Origin of the sequence: Bacillus sp. K2I17 (genome assembly GCF_002209985.1) — a bacterium.
Lineage (GTDB): Bacteria > Bacillota > Bacilli > Bacillales > Bacillaceae_G > Bacillus_A > Bacillus_A wiedmannii.
The window spans coordinates 17,298-34,805 of sequence record NZ_NJGF01000019.1 but is presented as its reverse complement, the minus strand read 5'-3'; the positions used below and the strand labels follow the sequence as shown (position 1 = coordinate 34,805).

At 39.3% G+C, this 17,508-nt stretch carries 16 protein-coding genes; 4 read left to right on the top strand and 12 right to left on the bottom strand.

All coding sequences use genetic code 11. From position 1 onward, the window contains the following. From CER22_RS20030 to CER22_RS19975, 11 genes are all read right to left on the bottom strand, one after another. Positions 1-1,104 carry a DgaE family pyridoxal phosphate-dependent ammonia lyase gene (locus CER22_RS20030; RefSeq protein ID WP_088609430.1) on the bottom strand — a complete coding sequence of 368 codons (1,104 nt, stop codon included), beginning with the start codon at positions 1,102-1,104 and terminating at the stop codon, positions 1-3. Next, positions 1,082-2,182, bottom strand: coding sequence for an amidohydrolase/deacetylase family metallohydrolase (locus CER22_RS20025; RefSeq protein WP_088064676.1), 1,101 nt, complete (start codon positions 2,180-2,182; stop codon positions 1,082-1,084). The genes CER22_RS20030 and CER22_RS20025 overlap by 23 nt, the downstream gene beginning before the upstream one ends. 276 nt (positions 2,183-2,458) lie before the next feature. Further along, complete coding sequence (locus CER22_RS20020) at positions 2,459-3,319, bottom strand: M15 family metallopeptidase (RefSeq protein WP_088609429.1); 861 nt, start codon at positions 3,317-3,319, stop codon at positions 2,459-2,461. 82 nt (positions 3,320-3,401) lie between these two features. Then, complete coding sequence (locus CER22_RS20015; protein WP_088609428.1) at positions 3,402-4,508, bottom strand: HAMP domain-containing sensor histidine kinase; 1,107 nt, start codon at positions 4,506-4,508, stop codon at positions 3,402-3,404. Next, complete coding sequence (locus CER22_RS20010; RefSeq protein WP_088609427.1) at positions 4,501-5,199, bottom strand: response regulator transcription factor; 699 nt, start codon at positions 5,197-5,199, stop codon at positions 4,501-4,503. Before CER22_RS20010 ends, CER22_RS20015 begins: the two co-directional genes overlap by 8 nt. A 324-nt stretch (positions 5,200-5,523) precedes the next feature. Further along, a complete protein-coding gene (gene menC / locus CER22_RS20005; RefSeq protein WP_088064680.1) occupies positions 5,524-6,630 on the bottom strand; it encodes an o-succinylbenzoate synthase in 1,107 nt (368 codons plus the stop codon). Further along, the gene (locus tag CER22_RS20000; RefSeq protein ID WP_141542724.1) at positions 6,631-8,076 is read right to left on the bottom strand and encodes an o-succinylbenzoate--CoA ligase; all 1,446 of its coding nucleotides are present in this window, start codon (positions 8,074-8,076) and stop codon (positions 6,631-6,633) included. It abuts the gene before it with no gap. 254 nt (positions 8,077-8,330) lie between these two features. Next, positions 8,331-9,149 carry a 1,4-dihydroxy-2-naphthoyl-CoA synthase gene (menB, locus tag CER22_RS19990; protein ID WP_000963888.1) on the bottom strand — a complete coding sequence of 273 codons (819 nt, stop codon included), beginning with the start codon at positions 9,147-9,149 and terminating at the stop codon, positions 8,331-8,333. Between the two features lie 68 nt (positions 9,150-9,217). After that, on the bottom strand, positions 9,218-10,030 hold the full coding sequence (menH, locus tag CER22_RS19985) for a 2-succinyl-6-hydroxy-2,4-cyclohexadiene-1-carboxylate synthase (RefSeq protein WP_088609426.1): 813 nt from the start codon (positions 10,028-10,030) through the stop codon (positions 9,218-9,220). After that, positions 10,027-11,781, bottom strand: coding sequence for a 2-succinyl-5-enolpyruvyl-6-hydroxy-3-cyclohexene-1-carboxylic-acid synthase (menD, locus tag CER22_RS19980; protein WP_088064684.1), 1,755 nt, complete (start codon positions 11,779-11,781; stop codon positions 10,027-10,029). Before menD ends, menH begins: the two co-directional genes overlap by 4 nt. After that, positions 11,778-13,172, bottom strand: coding sequence for an isochorismate synthase (locus tag CER22_RS19975; RefSeq protein WP_088609425.1), 1,395 nt, complete (start codon positions 13,170-13,172; stop codon positions 11,778-11,780). Before CER22_RS19975 ends, menD begins: the two co-directional genes overlap by 4 nt. A 194-nt stretch (positions 13,173-13,366) precedes the next feature. Between CER22_RS19975 and CER22_RS19970 the strand changes: the two genes are divergently transcribed. Then, complete coding sequence (locus tag CER22_RS19970; protein WP_060486613.1) at positions 13,367-14,320, top strand: 1,4-dihydroxy-2-naphthoate polyprenyltransferase; 954 nt, start codon at positions 13,367-13,369, stop codon at positions 14,318-14,320. Between the two features lie 148 nt (positions 14,321-14,468). Continuing rightward, positions 14,469-15,200: a yteA family sporulation protein gene (locus CER22_RS19965; protein ID WP_048541151.1), complete on the top strand. Its 732-nt coding sequence runs from the start codon at positions 14,469-14,471 to the stop codon at positions 15,198-15,200. Between the two features lie 43 nt (positions 15,201-15,243). Here the strand turns inward: CER22_RS19965 and cspD are convergent, their stop codons facing one another. Next, positions 15,244-15,444, bottom strand: a complete 201-nt coding sequence (gene cspD / locus CER22_RS19960; RefSeq protein ID WP_001193052.1) for a cold-shock protein CspD — start codon at positions 15,442-15,444, stop codon at positions 15,244-15,246. 321 nt (positions 15,445-15,765) lie between these two features. Between cspD and CER22_RS19955 the strand changes: the two genes are divergently transcribed. Further along, on the top strand, positions 15,766-16,548 hold the full coding sequence (locus CER22_RS19955; protein WP_001147830.1) for a TIGR00266 family protein: 783 nt from the start codon (positions 15,766-15,768) through the stop codon (positions 16,546-16,548). 173 nt (positions 16,549-16,721) lie between these two features. Beyond that, positions 16,722-17,444, top strand: coding sequence for a lipase family protein (locus CER22_RS19950; protein WP_001260119.1), 723 nt, complete (start codon positions 16,722-16,724; stop codon positions 17,442-17,444). Positions 17,445-17,508: the final 64 nt, after the last annotated feature.

Genomic DNA, 17,508 nt, shown 5'->3' with positions numbered 1-17,508 from the left:
TTAGTTTCCCCCTACAATTTCTCTCATTTTTTCTTCGATTACATGTATGTCATCACCTTGAAGTGGACGTGGATCGATATCAAAGAATCCTTGTCTTACTCCGTAATCACGTGTGTAAATGGCAATTTCCCCTTCGCGTAATGCTGTTACAACATCTTTTGCTGATTTATTTAACTCATTCTCGTTAATGTGAATGCGTGCTCTAAAGATTGCTCTTCCTGCTTCATCTTGAACGATCGTTACATTTACACCGTTTAATTCTTTTAGCGGCATAAGTACTTGTAATAACTCTTTTTCTTGCTCACTCTTATCTTGTTTTACTCCGTACTCATCAAGTGCTTGAAGTAGACCGAAAGTTGTTTCTTTCCCAACTTTCATACTTCTTCCGATGCAATGTAATTGTACTTTCAGCCACTCGATATATTTTCGTTTACCGCCGACAATACCAGAAGTTGGTCCTTCAATTGCCTTTGAACCGCTATAAATGGCAAGGTCTGAATACTTCACATATTTTTGAATATCTTCTTCAGCTGCCGCATCGACGATAAGTGGTACGTTATTTCGCTGCGCAACTTCCCATGCTTCTTCAACAGAAATCATATTTTTTTGCACGGCATGATGGGATTTCACATATAGAATTGCTGCTGTATTTTCACCAATCGCATCTTCAATATGCTCTGCTTTCCCTTCATTTGCGTAACCCACTTCAACAAGCTTACCGCCACCTAAATAAATCATCGTTTCAACAGGAGCACCGTATTGAACGTTATGACCTTTTAACATAATCACTTCGTTTTTCGCGATGACCTCTTGATGAAGTCTTTCACTTTTACGGCGATTTCCTTCTGTAACGATACCAGCGATAGAAAGCGCAATTCCGCTCGATGCTGAATTCACAACGACTGCTGCCTCCGAATCTAGAATTCTCGCAATATGGTCTCCTGCTTTATCTACTAAATCTGCAATTTCCACATAATTTTGTCCACCATGTTTCATCGCATCCATAACTGTATTTGTAGGAGCGGATACACCTAAAATACTCATTCTACCGCTCGCATTAATTACTCTTTTTAATCCGTACTTAGCATTCAATGAATGACCCATTGATTACAACCCCTTTCGTATCAATTCTTCTTTCAGCAATGCGCTGATCCCCTTCTGAATCAATTAACGTAATCGGTTCATCTTTCACCGTAAATAAAGTTAAATTTGCAATATCGCCTTCTTGAATACGGCCAAGCTCTGGTTTTTTCAGCCACTCTGCCGCATTTTTCGTAACCGCATCAATTACTTCTTCTAGCAGATAACCTAAGTAAAGGAATTTCGAAAGAACGTGAGCCATACTATACACTGGGCCGTGTATACGATTCTTCCGGTAAATATCTGTACTAATTGTATTAAAGGCAATACCGTGACGCTTCGCCGCTTCTGCTACTTTAAAAGAAAAACTAGCATTACCGTGACCAACATCTAAATGAACACCGCGCTTCACTGCATCTAGTAATACAGGTAGCGGTTTGCCTTCTTCATCAAATAAATTATTTTCTTTCCCGTTTAAGTAATGTGTAATGACATCATCTTTTTCTAAAAGAGGTACAACTTCCTCAATGCGAGGAGGCGCTGAACCGATATGTACCATAATCGGCAATGATGTTTCACGAGATAACGAGCGTGCAACATGAAGCGGTTCAATTCCGCTGTCACAAACAACACTTTTACTCATTCTCGCCTTTAACCCAACGATGACATCTTTATACTTTTCTACTGCTTCTATTACTTTCTCTTTATCTATCCATTCCATATTGGATAATTCATCAATTCGTTTCAAACCGATGCGAGAAATATTTAAAAAGGCAAATAAATTCGTTTTCGCCTGTTCTCTACTTTGTACTAAATCTGCAATACGATCAGCTCCGCAGCTACCCGCATCAACAATTGTCGTTACCCCTTGCTTAACGCCAATTTCATCCACCTCATCGCCATACGGATCAAACTCTGGAAAAGCATGAACGTGTAAATCAATCCAGCCACTCGATACGTAAGTACCTGAGTAATCAAGAACCTTTCCACCCTCGCCAGCACCAGCTTTCGTCACCTGTGCGATTTTATTATTTTCAATTACAATGTCAATCTCTTCCCCGTTCACACGTTTCACATTACGTAGTACGAATCGTTCTGTCATTGTACTTCCACCCTTTTCTATAAGAAGCCACAAGAATACGCTTACATTAAAATTTCATTTTATATGTCTTTCACACGTTTAGCGTAACACAAAAAAAGGGAGAAGTAAATATAACGTTATAATGTTTAAAGGTGAAATAAAAGATACTCCTCAAAATAATGATAGTACAGGAATTTATATCAACGCTTCAACAAGGAATATCGATTTACCGACAAAAAACGCCAATCCCCTTCTTATATACGAAAAGGCTGCTCCAAAAGGGAACAACCTCTTTATCTATTCCTGAACCGTCACGATAACCCCATCCATATTATTCCCCGAAATTTCATACTGCTTATTCGCTGGAACATTCACGTTCCTGTTCCCAGACACTTTATAATAAGAAACCGTATATTTCTTCCCCTCTACATTCGTTGAAATTTCTTTTTTCTCTTTTAAAAAGTCTAAGTATTCCTCCAATGTAATTTTCTCTTTTTGCATAATCGCACTATGGGGTAAGCCAACATAACGTATGTGCCACGGCTCATATTGAATGCCTGTAATATGACTTTTATTTTTTGGATAACGTAAAACAAAGCCGTGCTTCCATACATTATCCGCAATCCATTTTCCTTCAGGCGCTTTCTCCATTTTCTTTTGCGTAGATCCAATGTCGAGTGATAATCCTAAATTATGTTCACTATATCCTGCTGGAAGTGCATAGTCAGATCCCATTTCTTTATACAATTTACTTTGCTCTTTAAAATCTCGATACCCACTACTCATTAAGAAATGCTGTACTCCATCTTTTCCAGCTGCATCGACAACGTTCAAAAAATTTTTCACAACACCCTTTGATAAGCGAAGATTTCTATCAAATATGACGTAACCTCTTACTAATTCACTATTGTGATTTACATTTATAATGTCAGACCTAATACTATCTTTTTTAACTGGGTAATCTTTATTAACTAATAATAGATCCCCTTTATAAATTTCTTCTTTTGTAATCTCTATCTTTTCCGTATTCGCAGCTCTTACCGTATTATCTTTGTCAGCAATTTTAACATCGATCTCTTTTTGAAATAACGGTGATATATAAAAACCTACACAGATTGTACATGCTATAAATAGAGAAATAAATACCCACTTTTTCATTTCTAGTTCCTCCTTAACGTAACTTACGTATAGAATAGAAAAAACTATTAAAATAAAAAGTGGGGTAAAGTTTAAATTTTTATTAAATTGCTTCGCTCTCTTCTTTTGGCAATCTCACTTCAAATATCGTTCTAATCACATTACTTTCAGCAGAAATCTTCCCATCATGCTGTTCAACAATATTTTTCGCGATAAACAGTCCAAGGCCTGTACTACCTTGTTGCTCTGACCTTGCTTTATCACCTGTATAAAACATATCAAAAAGATACGGTAAATCTTCTTCCGGAATGCTATCTCCGTAATTAATAATTTGTACGACTACCTCTTCACTCTCAATATATCCGTTCACATCGACAAACTTTCCATCATACCCGTAACGAATCGCGTTCGTTAAAAGATTTTCAAATACCCTCGCTAATAATTTTCCATCACCGCTAATAGGTAAATAAGAATCCATGTTCAATCTCGCTTCTAAACCCTTTTTCTCTAATAACGGATACAATTCTTCCTCTAACTGTATAAGCAATTCACTTATATCAATTGGTCTTTTGTCCAGCTGCAACATCCCATAATTCATTCTCGTAATTTCAAATAATTCATCAATTAAACTTTCCAGCCTTTCGGATTTCGTAAAAGCGATTGTGGAAAAATGTTTAATTTGTTCTTTCGTCAAATTCTCATCTTTAAGAATTAAATCTAAATAACCTAAAACAGATGTTAACGGCGTTCTTAAATCGTGAGCTAAATTAACAATGAGCTGGTCTTTACTACTTTCCGCAAAGTCTCCTCGTTCAACCGCTTCCTTTAATTTTTCACTCGCTACATTTATTTCACGTGCGATATATCCAAACTCATCATTAGATGAAACGCGCACTTCATTTGTAAAATCACCGTTTGCCAAATGATGAATTCCGTTTGAAATCTCATCAAAATATTTTAAATACGGCCTAGTAAGGAAGAAGAAAAACATAATGGATAGAGGAATGAAAATAATCAAAAAGAAATTAACATCCCCAATTTGTCTTACCATGGAACGAAATTGAGCTAACGGATCCTCAAAACGAACGACTAATTTATAATAAATCCGTAATCCTTCATAAATGATATACGTTACACCGCCAGCAAATATCATACTTAACGCAAATAGCATAACCATCTTCGAGCGAAAGCTTCTCATCTTTTTAGCCATTGAAAGTATACCCTACTCCCCAAACTGTTTTTATTAACTTATTCTTTCTTTTATCTTCCCCAAGTTTTTTCCGCAACGTACGAATATGTACCATAACCGTATTTCCGCCTTCATAATAATCATCTGCCCATACTTGCTGAAAAATATTTTCCACATTGTACACTTTCTTCGGATGGCTCGCTAATAAATATAAAATATCAAACTCTTTCGGTGTTAATTCAACTTGTTCTCCGTACACATTCACTGTTCTTCGCTCAGGATCAATAACGACTCCGCCTACCTCTAAAGCAGATTTATTCTCCGCTACCTTCGGCTGATTTAACGTAAGAAATCGGCGTAATTGTGCATTTACACGTGCGACTAATTCAATCGGTGTAAAAGGTTTCGTCATATAATCATCTGCACCTAATACTAAACCTGTCACCTTATCAAAATCAGACGTTTTCGCACTTAAGAAAATGATTGGCATATGGTGCTTCGCGCGAATTTGGCGCGTCACTTCATAACCATCCATTTTCGGCATCATAATATCTAAAACCACTAAATCGATTGGCTGCGTTTCAATAATATGAATTGCCTCTTCTCCATCAGCTGCTTTCACGACGTGGTAACCTTCTTTTTCTAAATGTATCTCAATTAAATCAGCAATTTCTGCCTCATCATCCGCTATTAAAATTGAAATGTTCTTCATTTTACTCCCCCTTTACCCCGCTATTTGCGGGCAGTAAGACTCCCACCTCAAAATTCGGGTGAATCAAAGAAGTTAGGTGGAAGATCAACTGCCCATAAAAGCCCGATTGGTTCAACTAATAATCAGTGGGGATGCCCCCACTGATTAAAGTTTCACTTTATACGCTCGATTGTAAACTAGTCTATCCAATTTGTACAATACGAAAAGGTTACTCACAGGAGTAACCTTTGTAAATGAAATTATATCGACGATTATTGAAATATATCGACTTACCGACAATTAACAACAAAATCCTACCGCTATTTGCGGGCATCCTGATTAAATTCACCGCTCCAAAACTATCCGCTGCTTCGTGATTTCCGCCAGCCTTCCTCGATTTACTTCATACTCAGTGTCAACACTTTGCGGTACAATCACCTTTCCGCCCTCAAGCATCACTTCCGGCGAAATAATATCCTTCTCCCAATGTCGGCTAGAGGCAGATATATCACCTGGAATCGTAAAGTTTGGCAGTGAAGCAAGCGCAACATTTTGTGCTCGTGAAATCCCCATCTCTACCATACCACCGCACCAAACTGATATGTTATGCTCCATGCAGTAATCATGAATTTGAATGGATTCTGTTAATCCACCCACTCGCCCTGGTTTAATATTAACGATTCGGCAACTGCCAAGCGTAATCGCAACGCGCGCGTCTTCTAAACTATGGATGCTTTCGTCTAAACAAATCGGCGTTTCCATTTTCTTTTGCAGTTGTGCATGATCAAGAAAATCGTAATCCGCTAGCGGTTGTTCAATCATCATCAATTGAAATTCATCTAATCGTTTCAGTTTCTCCGTATCAGCTAATGTATACGCTGAATTTGCATCAGCCATTAACGGGATGCTTGGAAACTCTTTACGAATTTCTTTCAATAACTCGTAGTCGTGCTCTGGCTTTATTTTCACTTTAAAACGCTCATATCCTTCTTCTGCATACTTCTCGATTTGTTTTAACATAACCGAAATTGTATTGATACCAATCACAACGCCTACTTCAATTTCAGTCCTAGTTCCGCCAAGCAATGTCGCTAATGACTTCTTTTGACGCTTTGTATATAAATCCCAAACAGCCCCTTCAATTCCGGCCTTTGCCATTCTGTTTCTCTTTATATGCTTGAACAACCCTGGTATTTCATTCGGATGAGAAATTTCAGCTTTCAATAAATCCGGTATTAAAAAATCTTGAAGTACATGTAGCGCTGTCTTCACCGTTTCTTCCGTATACCACGGTTCAGAGAACGCAACAACTTCGCCAAATCCAATGTATCCGTCCGTATTTTCTAATTCAATGACGATACTTTCACGCTTTTCATACGTTCCGTAGCTTGCAGCAAACGGGATTACGAGTGGCATTTCCGTTATATGAAGTGTCGCTTTTTTTATTTCCACTTACATCTCCTCCACTAATTGTCTTAACTCTCGTCTTAACAATTTTTTCGAAGCATTTCGTGGTAATTCCTCTAAGAAACACGCTTTCTTCGGCACTTTATATTTCGCTAATTTCTCCTCGCAAAAATGCAGAATTTCTTCTTCTGTTACCTCTCCACTTTTTACAACAAAAGCAGCGGGTACTTGTCCCCATTTATCGTCAGTCATACCGACAACACCGGCTTCCGCTACCATCGGATGAGAAAGCAACACTTCTTCAATTTGAGCCGGATATATATTTTCTCCGCCAGAAATAATTAAATCACTGCGGCGATCTAGTACGTATAAAAATCCTTCTCCATCTAAATAACCGAGGTCACCAGTATGAAGCCATCCGTTTTGAATTGTTTCGCTTGTCGCATCTTCACGGTTAAAATAACCACCTGTTACATTCGGTCCTTTTACTACGATCTCGCCTTCCACAAACGGCGGTACTACTACGCCATCTTTTTCAATACGAAGTTGGCACTGAAATAGTGGTTTCCCAGCTGATCCTACTTTCGTTAACATATAATCTGCGGATAACGTACAAATTTGCGACGACGTTTCTGTCATACCGTACGTTTGATACACAGGAATTCCTTTATCTACACAAGTTTCTAATAACGGTTTCGGCGCTGGTCCTCCGCCAAGTAACATACATCGTAAAGAAGATGGATATGTCTCTTCTCCAAGTCTCTCTAATAAATCAGTTAACATTTTAGAAACGACAGAAATGATCGTAACACCTCTCGTTTGAAGTGCTTTATGAATAAAATCAGCATCATATTTCGGAACGAGTAAAATACGCATTCCGTACATAACATTTTTCATTAAAAGAGATAGCCCGCCAACGTGGAACATTGGCATACAAGCTAACCAGCAATCATCATCACGAAGCCCTAAATTAAGCGAAGAACCGACTGCGCTTGCCCAGTGATTGCCGTACGTTAAAATAACGCCTTTCGGTTTTCCTGTCGTCCCTGACGTATAAATGATTGTCATCGCTTCTTCTAAAGAGAATTCTTCTTGTATAGAGGCTTCCGCCTTCGATCCATTCATCACTTCGGCGAACGAATATACAGGAACATCTTTAGCCTCGAAATCTTGATCCGTCACTAAGCATATAACTTCAGCATCATCCATTTGCCAAAGTAGCTCTTCTCTTGAAAGACGCGTATTTAAAAGCACAGCTACTGCACCTACGTAAGATAGGGCGTGAATAACTGTAATCATCTCCATACCATTTTTCATCAGAACAGCCACCTTTTGCCCACGCTTCACTCCTACATGCGTGAGGTGTTCACAAACAGATACTACTTTTTCATGCAGCTCCATAAAAGTAACCTTTTCATCCTCTATTTCAATTGCAGTGCGATCTGGTGTTAAAAATGCACGTTGCATTAACCAATTTGGCATCGTCTCCATCACTCATTCTCCTTTCATGAAAGAAAGAGACTTGATATGACATCAAGTCTCTTAGTTATTTTGTTTCCGGTTGATCTCATCTAGCTACAGCGGCTAGAACAGTCGGTCGTTTCACGCCTTCCTACGAGGCAAAAAGCGCCTCTTCGTCAGAAGCTCCATCCCCCTCACATTCTAAGCGAGAAAGTAAAAAACACTTTCTGTGCGAAAGAACCTTAGCCTACGAGGCTAAACAGTCGGCTCCGCTTTTGGTTTGATCAAGGGAAACGAGGGAATTGACCGAAGTCCGGACTGCGTTTTTCTTTGAACGCGTCACGACCTTCTTTTGCTTCGTCAGTTGTGTAGTACAATAACGTTGCATCTCCAGCTAGTTGTTGAATACCAGCTAGACCGTCTGTGTCTGCGTTGAATGCAGCTTTTAGGAAACGAAGTGCCATTGGGCTGTTTGCTAAGATTTCTTGTGCCCATTGTACTGTTTCTGCTTCAAGCTCTTCTAATGGTACTACTGTGTTTACTAAGCCCATATCAAGCGCTTCTTGTGCGCTGTATTGACGGCATAGGTACCAAATTTCGCGAGCTTTCTTGTGGCCTACCATACGAGCTAAGTAACCAGCTCCGTATCCACCGTCAAAGCTTCCTACTTTAGGACCAGTTTGTCCGAATACAGCGTTGTCTGCAGCGATTGTTAAGTCACATACGATATGAAGTACGTGTCCACCACCGATTGCATAACCTGCTACCATTGCGATAACTGGTTTAGGAATTGCGCGAATTAGACGTTGTAAGTCTAATACATTTAAACGAGGGATTTGGTCGTCACCTACATATCCACCATGACCGCGAACTTTTTGGTCGCCGCCAGAACAGAATGCACGTCCACCTTCACCTGTTAAAATGATAACGCCAACATTTGCATCATCACGAGCGTGTGCAAAAGCGTTGATTAACTCCATTACCGTTTTAGGACGGAATGCGTTATGTACTTCAGGACGGTTAATCGAAATTTTTGCGATACCATTGTATGTTGAATAAATAATATCTTCGTAATTGCCTTCTTTTACCCATTCAATAGCCATTACAACTACCTCCTTGTATATTTCTGATCTCCTCTATAAGTGTAGCTTCCTTCTTAGATGAAAAAGCATCACTGCATAGTTTTTAGAAATCCCTTTACTATTGTATCAAACTTTTCCGGTTGTTCCACATGAATTGCATGGCCAGCACCATCAATTTTCACAAATTTCGCGTCAGAGATGCATTTTTCGATGTTTTTTAATATGCGAAAGAACTTTTCATCATGCTCCCCGTTCATTAAAAGAACAGGTATTTTTAAGTTTTGCAGCTCGTTCCACCATGAAGGCTGAGCCCCTGTTCCCATGCCGCGCAAGCTATTTGCAATTCCTTTTGGATTGTTAGCAAGTCTTTCTTGTCGCACTGCTTCTTGTGCGTTTTGTGCTAAACGTTTTTGCGTTTCAAACAGCGGAATATTTTCCCACATCGTTACAAAACTATTGATGCCTTCTCGCTCAATTTTATCGGCAAGTCGCTCATCTTTTTCACGACGTTCTTCTCTCTCATCTTCACTTTTGAGCCCAGCTGTACAATTTTCTAACAAAAGGGAATGTACATACTCTGGATATAGACATGCCATCGTAATCGCCAGTCTACCGCCCATTGAATAGCCAAGTATGTGCGCTCTTTCAATATGAAGGTAATCTAATAGTTCTTTCATTTGCAATGCTACATTTCGAATATCATAGTGAGTTACATCTTCAGGACTTTCCGTTTTTCCGTGCCCCACAATGTCTACTAAAATGACTTGAAACTGCTCACTCCAAGAAGGAACGAAGGAACGCCACGTTTCCATGCTTCCCGTAAAACCATGAAGAAGTAGAAGTGGTTCCCCGCTTCCGACTACTTCATATTCATACGATACACCTTGCAGCGTTACGTTCATTTTGATTCACCTTGCAACGATGTAGTAATTACGTCCTGCGTTTTTGCCCACAATTTACGGTGCAATGTTAAGTTTTCATCACGGTTCGTACAAATTTCTACAACGTGTAAACCTTCCGTCGTCGTTCCCTTTTGTACCTCTTCTCGGAATTGCTCCCAACCATTTACACGACTAAATGAACCGCCGTACATTTTGACAACATGCTCATAATCAAGTCCAATTGGCGTTCCAAATAATGATTCAAAATGTTCCTTTTTCTCATATTGTGGTAAGAATGAGAAAATACCGCCACCATCATTGTTTACAACGACAATCGTTATATTTAATTCATGTAATTTTGCGGCTAATAATCCGTTTAAATCGTGATAGAATGATAAATCACCAATAACTAATACGAGCGGATCGCAAATAATGCTCGCTCCTAAAGCTGTCGAAATGATGCCATCAATCCCATTTACACCACGGTTTGCCATCACTTGAATATTTTTATCCGATGTGAAGAAGAATGAATCTGTATCACGAATTGGCATACTATTACTCGCAAATAATGTTGCCCCTTCTGGTAGTACGCGGACGATATCCGTAATAACTTTCCCTTCAAATGCAGTTTCATATGTTTCCATTTCACGAAGCGTTTCCTTCGTTTTTTCGTTTATATGTTGCCACATTCCGAACCAATCATTCTTTTTCATAACTGGCAGTTTTTCTATTAATGCACTGCAAAATGCAATATCACTTGCTTGGACAACTTCTGTCGCAACGAGAGCTGGATCTCTCCATTGTCCAGATTCGTCAACAACGATATGAACAGCTTTCGTCTGTTTTTTGATGAACTGCGTTAATGCTTTCGAAACAGGCATCCCACCAAAACGAATCATAACTTCTGGCTTCCACGTTTCTTTTAACAGCTCATTTCGTAAAAATGTATCGTAACAGTCGATTACCATCGTTTTATCGTGATGTCCGCTACGAATGTTAGAAAGTGGATCCGCTAATATTGGATATCCCGTTTTCTCAGCTAGTTCTGCCGTAAACGCTGCGATTTCTGAATGACTATCATCTCCACAAATAATAAGCCCCTTTTCCATATGTGAAAGGCGCCCTACAAGAGAATCTACATATTCACTCGGCATCATCACGTTCCCTTGCTGAACTACTCCTGTATATTCCCCGCGTCCTTTATCCCATAAACTTTCTAATGAGAAATCTGGGATAAGCGGCTCGCGAACTGGAAAATTAAGATGAACAGGTCCTTGCGGCGCTAGAAGTGCGCTTGCTATCGTGCGCTGCGTCGTCATGCGAGCATAATGATACATCGCTTCACTCGCTTCTGGAAGTGCCATCTCTGTAAATTGCTTCACAAATGTACCGTATAAATTGAATTGATTCATCGCTTGTGGCGCACCAACATCTCTTAATTCATGCGGTCTATCTGCCGTTAAGACGATAAGCGGCACTCGTGAATGAAAAGCTTCACATACAGCTGGATAATAGTTTGCTGCTGCCGTTCCTGACGTACATAATAATGCAACAGGGCGTTTTTTTGCTTTTGCGATACCGAGTGCAAAAAATCCCGCTGATCTTTCATCTACATGTAAATATGTGTTCATTCCTTCATGTTGTTCCATTAGTAGAGCAATCGGTGTTGACCGTGAGCCTGGACTAATGACAACATCACATACATTTAGACGCGTCAGTTCATCCACGAACGCGCCTAAATAATATGATAATGCTTCTATATGATTGTTCATTTCATTAATTCCTCCAAAGCACCAAGCATCGGTCTAAACTTCAAGCTTGTTTCTTCATATTCAAGTTGCGGTACTGAATCAATTACAATCCCGCACCCAGCAAATAAGGATGCTTTCGCGCCATTTAATAATCCGCAGCGAAGTGCAACCGCAAATTCACCATTTCCTTCATCATCTATCCAGCCAATCGGTGCACCATATAACCCTCTGTCTAACAATTCAACATCACGAATCAGTTTCATCGCTTCCAAACGAGGTGTCCCGCCAAGAGCTGGTGTTGGATGTAATTCTTCTACCATTGTCAAAAGACTCGCATCGCCTTTTGCCTCTACAGGCGTATATAAATGAATTAAGTTTTTCGTTGTTAATAAGCCCGGACTTTCCGGAATATTAACGGATTCGCAGTGCTCATTTAGTACTCCTCGAATCATGTTCACAACATAACCGTGTTCAGCTAAATTCTTTTCATCATGAAGAAGCGCATTACTATTTCGTTCACTTTCTTCTATAGATTGACCATGACCAGTTGAACCAGCAAGACACATCGAAGTAAACTTCTCATCTTCTTTGCGAATTAATCTCTCTGGCGTCGCTCCTAAGAAGCATGCTCCTTTATAATCAAAAGAAAATACGTAACAATCTGGTTGCCCAATGCGAAGTGCTTCTAAAACAAGAGCAGAATCAATATGATGATCCATTTCTACTTTTAGCTCCCTCGCTAATACAACCTTCTGCACGTTCCCCTGCTTCATCTCATCCTGCACTTTCTCAATGGCCTTCATCCAGCCTTGCGGATCTACTTCTACTTTAGAAGTAACTGTTAATTTCGATCCTTCGAGTGCACATTTACTCTCCCAAAAAATTTTCTCTTCTAAAGAAACAATTTCGTTATAAAGAGTTTCTGCACAATCAGTTGCTGAAACGAATGTATTCATTGTTAACCATGCTTTTTCATTTTTTACAGTTAATAAAAATGCTGGTAGTGAAAATGTCGTATCATCAAATTCTTTCCATAAGTCGGTTTTCTCTTTTTCTTGGTCAAATGAAAATCCACCAAATAAAAGAGGACCTGTTCCAAATTCGTATCTTTCTCTTTGTACAAATGCTTTCTCTTTTACTTTATCCCACTCGTCACGAGCCGTTTGAAAGCGTTTGTGAGAAGAAGTTGCTATAGTGAAAACAGAGCCAATTCCAGCAAATATTACATGCTGAGCTGGGTCTGCAAAATAACATCTATTTTCGAATGAGATCCTTTTTCCTGCTGCATAAAACAGAAGCGGATCTATCCAGTCTATTTGTTTTACGAAGCTCACCAATATTTTTTCATCAGTTGCACGCTTAATGGCTGCACTAAGAACTTCTTGCAAGCCTATTTGTTTCGTTTGAATCACAATTGTCTCCCCCCTATGGGCGAAAAATAGTCATAATTACGCTTGATTTTAAGATACACCTCAAACGAAAGGCCTGTCAACGTTTAGCATTTCTGAGAAATTCACCTTCTCTTCCTAGAAAATAAACGTTGACACTAAATGATGCTTTTTCTACACTTAGTTGTGTACAATATGTGACCAAAGGAGGATTCAACATGGAAATGAACGTCGAAACGAATTCCTCTCCTACGGCGCCAAAGCCAAGTAAGCAAACCGGCTGGCGCATTTGGTGGAGTTTACTACGTCCCCATACATTAACAGCAGCTTTCGTTCCTGTTTTCATCGGAACAGCCTATGCGATGCAGGTCGGAGGTATAAATCAAATACATCTCCCTCTTTTCCTTATGATGCTTCTCGCTTGTCTTCTCATTCAAGCAGCAACAAACATGTTTAATGAATACTTTGATTATAAAAGAGGACTCGATCACGAAGGGTCAGTTGGTATCGGCGGCGCTATCGTTCGCGATGGCATTCAGCCAAAAACGGTGCTTAACTTAGCATTTGGATTTTTCGGGATCGCAATACTATTAGGTGTTTATATTTGTATGAATTCTAGCTGGTGGCTTGCTGCAATCGGTCTTGTTTGTATGGCCGTTGCTTACCTTTATACAGGTGGCCCACTTCCAATTGCATATACACCATTTGGAGAGTTAACAGCCGGATTATTTATGGGTGTCATTATTATTGGAATTTCATTCTTTATTCAAACTGGAACTGTAACATCAGAAGTCGTTTTACTATCTATTCCAAGCTCCATTTTAATTGGTGCCATTTTACTAGCTAATAACATTCGTGACTTAGATGGCGATAAAGAAAACGGTCGTAAAACGTTAGCAATTCTCGTTGGACGCGAAAGAGCCGTTGGTGTACTCGCTTCTATGTTCATCGTTTCTTATATTTGGACAATCGCTCTAATTATCGTTAACATCGTATCACCATGGATGCTTATCGTATTTTTAAGTGCACCGAAAGCATTGAAAGCGACGAAAGGCTTTATCGGCAAAAGTATTCCAATGGAAATGGTACCTGCGATGATTGCAACAGCAAAAACAAATACAATCTTCGGTCTCCTCATGGGAATCGGATTATTGCTTGGATATTTCCTATAAAGTGAAACTTTAATCAACTGCCCGTTAATGCGGGATAAAAAGGAGCTGCTGACGTGGCTCCTTTTTCATATACCAATTTCAGCTCATAATTCCTACTCTCAACGCTCATACTATGTAAAGAAACTGAATTGTAGGAAGGTGGACGACTATGTTAACTCCACAACAAATAAATCAATTTAAATCTATTTTAGAAAAACAACAGCAAGAAGTTGAACAAACAATACAAACTCATGAGAATACAGATCGTGCTTCTGAACGCGATTCTGTTGGAGAATTATCTAGCTATGACAATCATCCAGGTGATATGGCTACAGAATTGTACGAACGTGAGAAAGATTTCGGGCTCATCGAATTTTGGCATAAGCAGCTAGAAGATACAAAACATGCCCTGCAAAAAATTGAAGAAGGTACGTATGGAATTTGCGAAGTATCTGGCGAAGAAATTCCGTTTGAAAGATTAGAGGCAATGCCAACCGCTACAACATGTATTCAGCACACTACAAATAAATTAAATATGAACACGCGACCAGTTGAAGAAGAGGTGTTGGCTCCTTCTTTTCACAAGCACGACGAAGATCATTCTGTAGAATACGATGCTGAAGATGCATGGCAAGATGTCGCAAATTATGGGACATCGGAAACACCGTCCGATTTAGAAAGACAGGATTCCAAAAACTATAATGGCATGTACGTAAATAGTGAAGAAAATGTTGGGTATGTAGAGGATTTCGAAAATTTTATAGGAACAGACATGTATGGCAAAAATCCTCAAGTTTTCGCCACAGAAGAACATGAAGAGTATGAACAAATGCTTGATGACTTTGAAGAGCGTACTTTCAAAGGCGAGTTATCTTCAAATGAATCTAGCTCCAAAGAATAAAAAAAGCATTCCGAAATTCGGAATGCTTTTTTTCGCTAGCTAATTAGTTTTTTGTAACGTTAGCTGCTTGTGGTCCGCGGTTTCCTTCAACGATTTCGAAAGAAACTTCTTGACCTTCTTCTAAAGTTTTGAAGCCGTCGCCTTGGATAGCTGAGAAATGTACGAATACGTCTTCTCCGCCTTCAACTTCGATGAAGCCAAAACCTTTTTCGCCGTTAAACCATTTAACTTTACCTGTTTGCATGTCATGTACCTCCTAAATAAAAATGAAACTATGAATCCACATGAAAAGGTGGATATAAAGGACATGAATGTATAACAAGCTTACAGCCTTTAATACAACGTGCTTTATTTCCGTACCACATTATGTAGCTCAATAGTATTTTCACTATATCATGCTATGTCAAAAACGTCAAATGAGAACACTTTCAACCCATCGTTTTTTATAATCCTAGTATAACCTTAAATTTTCATTCTATTTTTATTCAAAAATTAACAAATCTACAGTATTCTAATTCCTTTGATTTCTGTACAATATAATTACTACATATGATGAGGTGAAAAAATGCAAGCACATGAAATCGAGTATAAATTATATGGCGATGATATGCAGTTTGTTGAAATTGAATTAGATCCAGAAGAAAGCGTTATCGCAGAGGCTGGCGCAATGATGATGATGGAAGATCATATCGAAATGGAAACCATTTTCGGTGATGGTTCTGGCCCATCTAGTGGTCTATTCGGTAAATTAATGGGCGCTGGTAAGCGTCTTGTTACAGGTGAAAGTATGTTTATGACTGTCTTTACAAATACAGGTCATGGCAAGCGCCACGTATCATTCGCCGCTCCTTATCCAGGAAAAATCATCCCTGTTGATTTAACACAATATCAAGGGAAAGTCGTTTGTCAAAAAGACGCGTTTCTTTGTGCAGCAAAGGGCGTTTCTATCGGAATTGAGTTTACGAAAAAAATTGGAACTGGTTTCTTCGGTGGTGAAGGTTTCATCATGCAGAAACTTGAAGGTGATGGACTCGCTTTCATGCATGCAGGAGGAACTGTATATAAGCGTGAATTAAAACCTGGCGAAAGACTTCGCATCGATACAGGTTGTCTCGTTGCCATGACAAAAGACGTTAACTACGATATCGAGTTCGTTGGAAAAGTAAAAACAGCTCTATTTGGCGGCGAAGGCTTATTCTTCGCAACGTTAGAAGGTCCTGGAACGGTTTGGATTCAGTCCTTAACACTTAGCCGTTTAGCAGCACGTCTTACAAGCCCAGCAGCTCAAAACAGCGGTGAAGGCAGCGTCTTAGGCGGACTTGGACGTTTATTAGATGGAAAAGAGTAAACAGTGCCCTTATAGGGTGCTGTTTTATTTTGGCATGATTCGTCCATAAGTCGCTATAATTTCATCCACTAATTTATATACGCGATACAAACTATTTGCCCCCTCCAAAAGAATGAATCAAGTCCCTCACTGCATATATTGAACTATACCTTTTCTTAAGGAGGGCTTCCTTAATGCGTACTCCTTTATCCTTCGATAAAGATACCGCCATATTGTTAGCTTCTTGTTGTGAGTTAACGTATGAACAATATAAACAAAATGGGATTTTCGAAATACCGGATGGTTTTCAATATGTACAAGGCTTTCAAGGAAAAACCATTCAAACGACAGAATGGTTCGGATTCATACTAGAATCTGAGGATACGATTATTGTAGCTTTTCGCGGAACACAAACAGATACAGACTGGATTATCGATTCACTCGTTAACCAAAAACCATACCCATATGCTTTAAACAGCGGAAATGTCCATAACGGCTTTCTTTCCATTTATGAATCTTGCCGAGATTCTATTATGGATATGCTCGTATCACTACCAGCCCATAAAAAACTCCTTGCAACAGGTCATAGCTTAGGCGGCGCGCTCGCCACACTACATATACTCGATGCGCGTATCAACACCGCCTTCGCACAGTACGGTCTTTATACATTTGCCTCTCCCAAAGTGGGCGATATTGCATTTCGTAATTATTATAAACTACAAGTAGCTAGTAGCTTTCGCTTCGTTAATCTATTTGATGTCGTTCCTCTTCTCCCTCCGCGCAATGTCCATTTTAATGACCAAGACTGGGAATATGCACACGTTCATCACAACATGACTTTTACAAAAAACACAAAATCTATTACAAATAATCATGCCATGACAACATACAAAACATGTCTGACTTCTCATTTTTAACCAGGTAATGATTGGAAACCCTATATCCTTATACTATAATAATATATGAAGTTATTTTTGGATG

Excerpts from the sequence above, each read along its gene's own strand:
- CER22_RS20030 (WP_088609430.1), bottom strand. The coding sequence starts at position 1,104 with ATGGGTCATTCATTGAATGCTAAGTACGGATTAAAAAGAGTAATTAAT.
- CER22_RS20025 (WP_088064676.1), bottom strand. The coding sequence starts at position 2,182 with ATGACAGAACGATTCGTACTACGTAATGTGAAACGTGTGAACGGGGAA.
- CER22_RS20020 (WP_088609429.1), bottom strand. The coding sequence starts at position 3,319 with ATGAAAAAGTGGGTATTTATTTCTCTATTTATAGCATGTACAATCTGT.
- CER22_RS20015 (WP_088609428.1), bottom strand. The coding sequence starts at position 4,508 with ATGGCTAAAAAGATGAGAAGCTTTCGCTCGAAGATGGTTATGCTATTT.
- CER22_RS20010 (WP_088609427.1), bottom strand. The coding sequence starts at position 5,199 with ATGAAGAACATTTCAATTTTAATAGCGGATGATGAGGCAGAAATTGCT.
- CER22_RS20000 (WP_141542724.1), bottom strand. The coding sequence starts at position 8,076 with ATGGAGACGATGCCAAATTGGTTAATGCAACGTGCATTTTTAACACCA.
- menB (WP_000963888.1), bottom strand. The coding sequence starts at position 9,149 with ATGGCTATTGAATGGGTAAAAGAAGGCAATTACGAAGATATTATTTAT.
- menH (WP_088609426.1), bottom strand. The coding sequence starts at position 10,030 with ATGAACGTAACGCTGCAAGGTGTATCGTATGAATATGAAGTAGTCGGA.
- menD (WP_088064684.1), bottom strand. The coding sequence starts at position 11,781 with ATGAACAATCATATAGAAGCATTATCATATTATTTAGGCGCGTTCGTG.
- CER22_RS19970 (WP_060486613.1), top strand. The coding sequence starts at position 13,367 with ATGGAAATGAACGTCGAAACGAATTCCTCTCCTACGGCGCCAAAGCCA.
- CER22_RS19965 (WP_048541151.1), top strand. The coding sequence starts at position 14,469 with ATGTTAACTCCACAACAAATAAATCAATTTAAATCTATTTTAGAAAAA.
- cspD (WP_001193052.1), bottom strand. The coding sequence starts at position 15,444 with ATGCAAACAGGTAAAGTTAAATGGTTTAACGGCGAAAAAGGTTTTGGC.
- CER22_RS19955 (WP_001147830.1), top strand. The coding sequence starts at position 15,766 with ATGCAAGCACATGAAATCGAGTATAAATTATATGGCGATGATATGCAG.
- CER22_RS19950 (WP_001260119.1), top strand. The coding sequence starts at position 16,722 with ATGCGTACTCCTTTATCCTTCGATAAAGATACCGCCATATTGTTAGCT.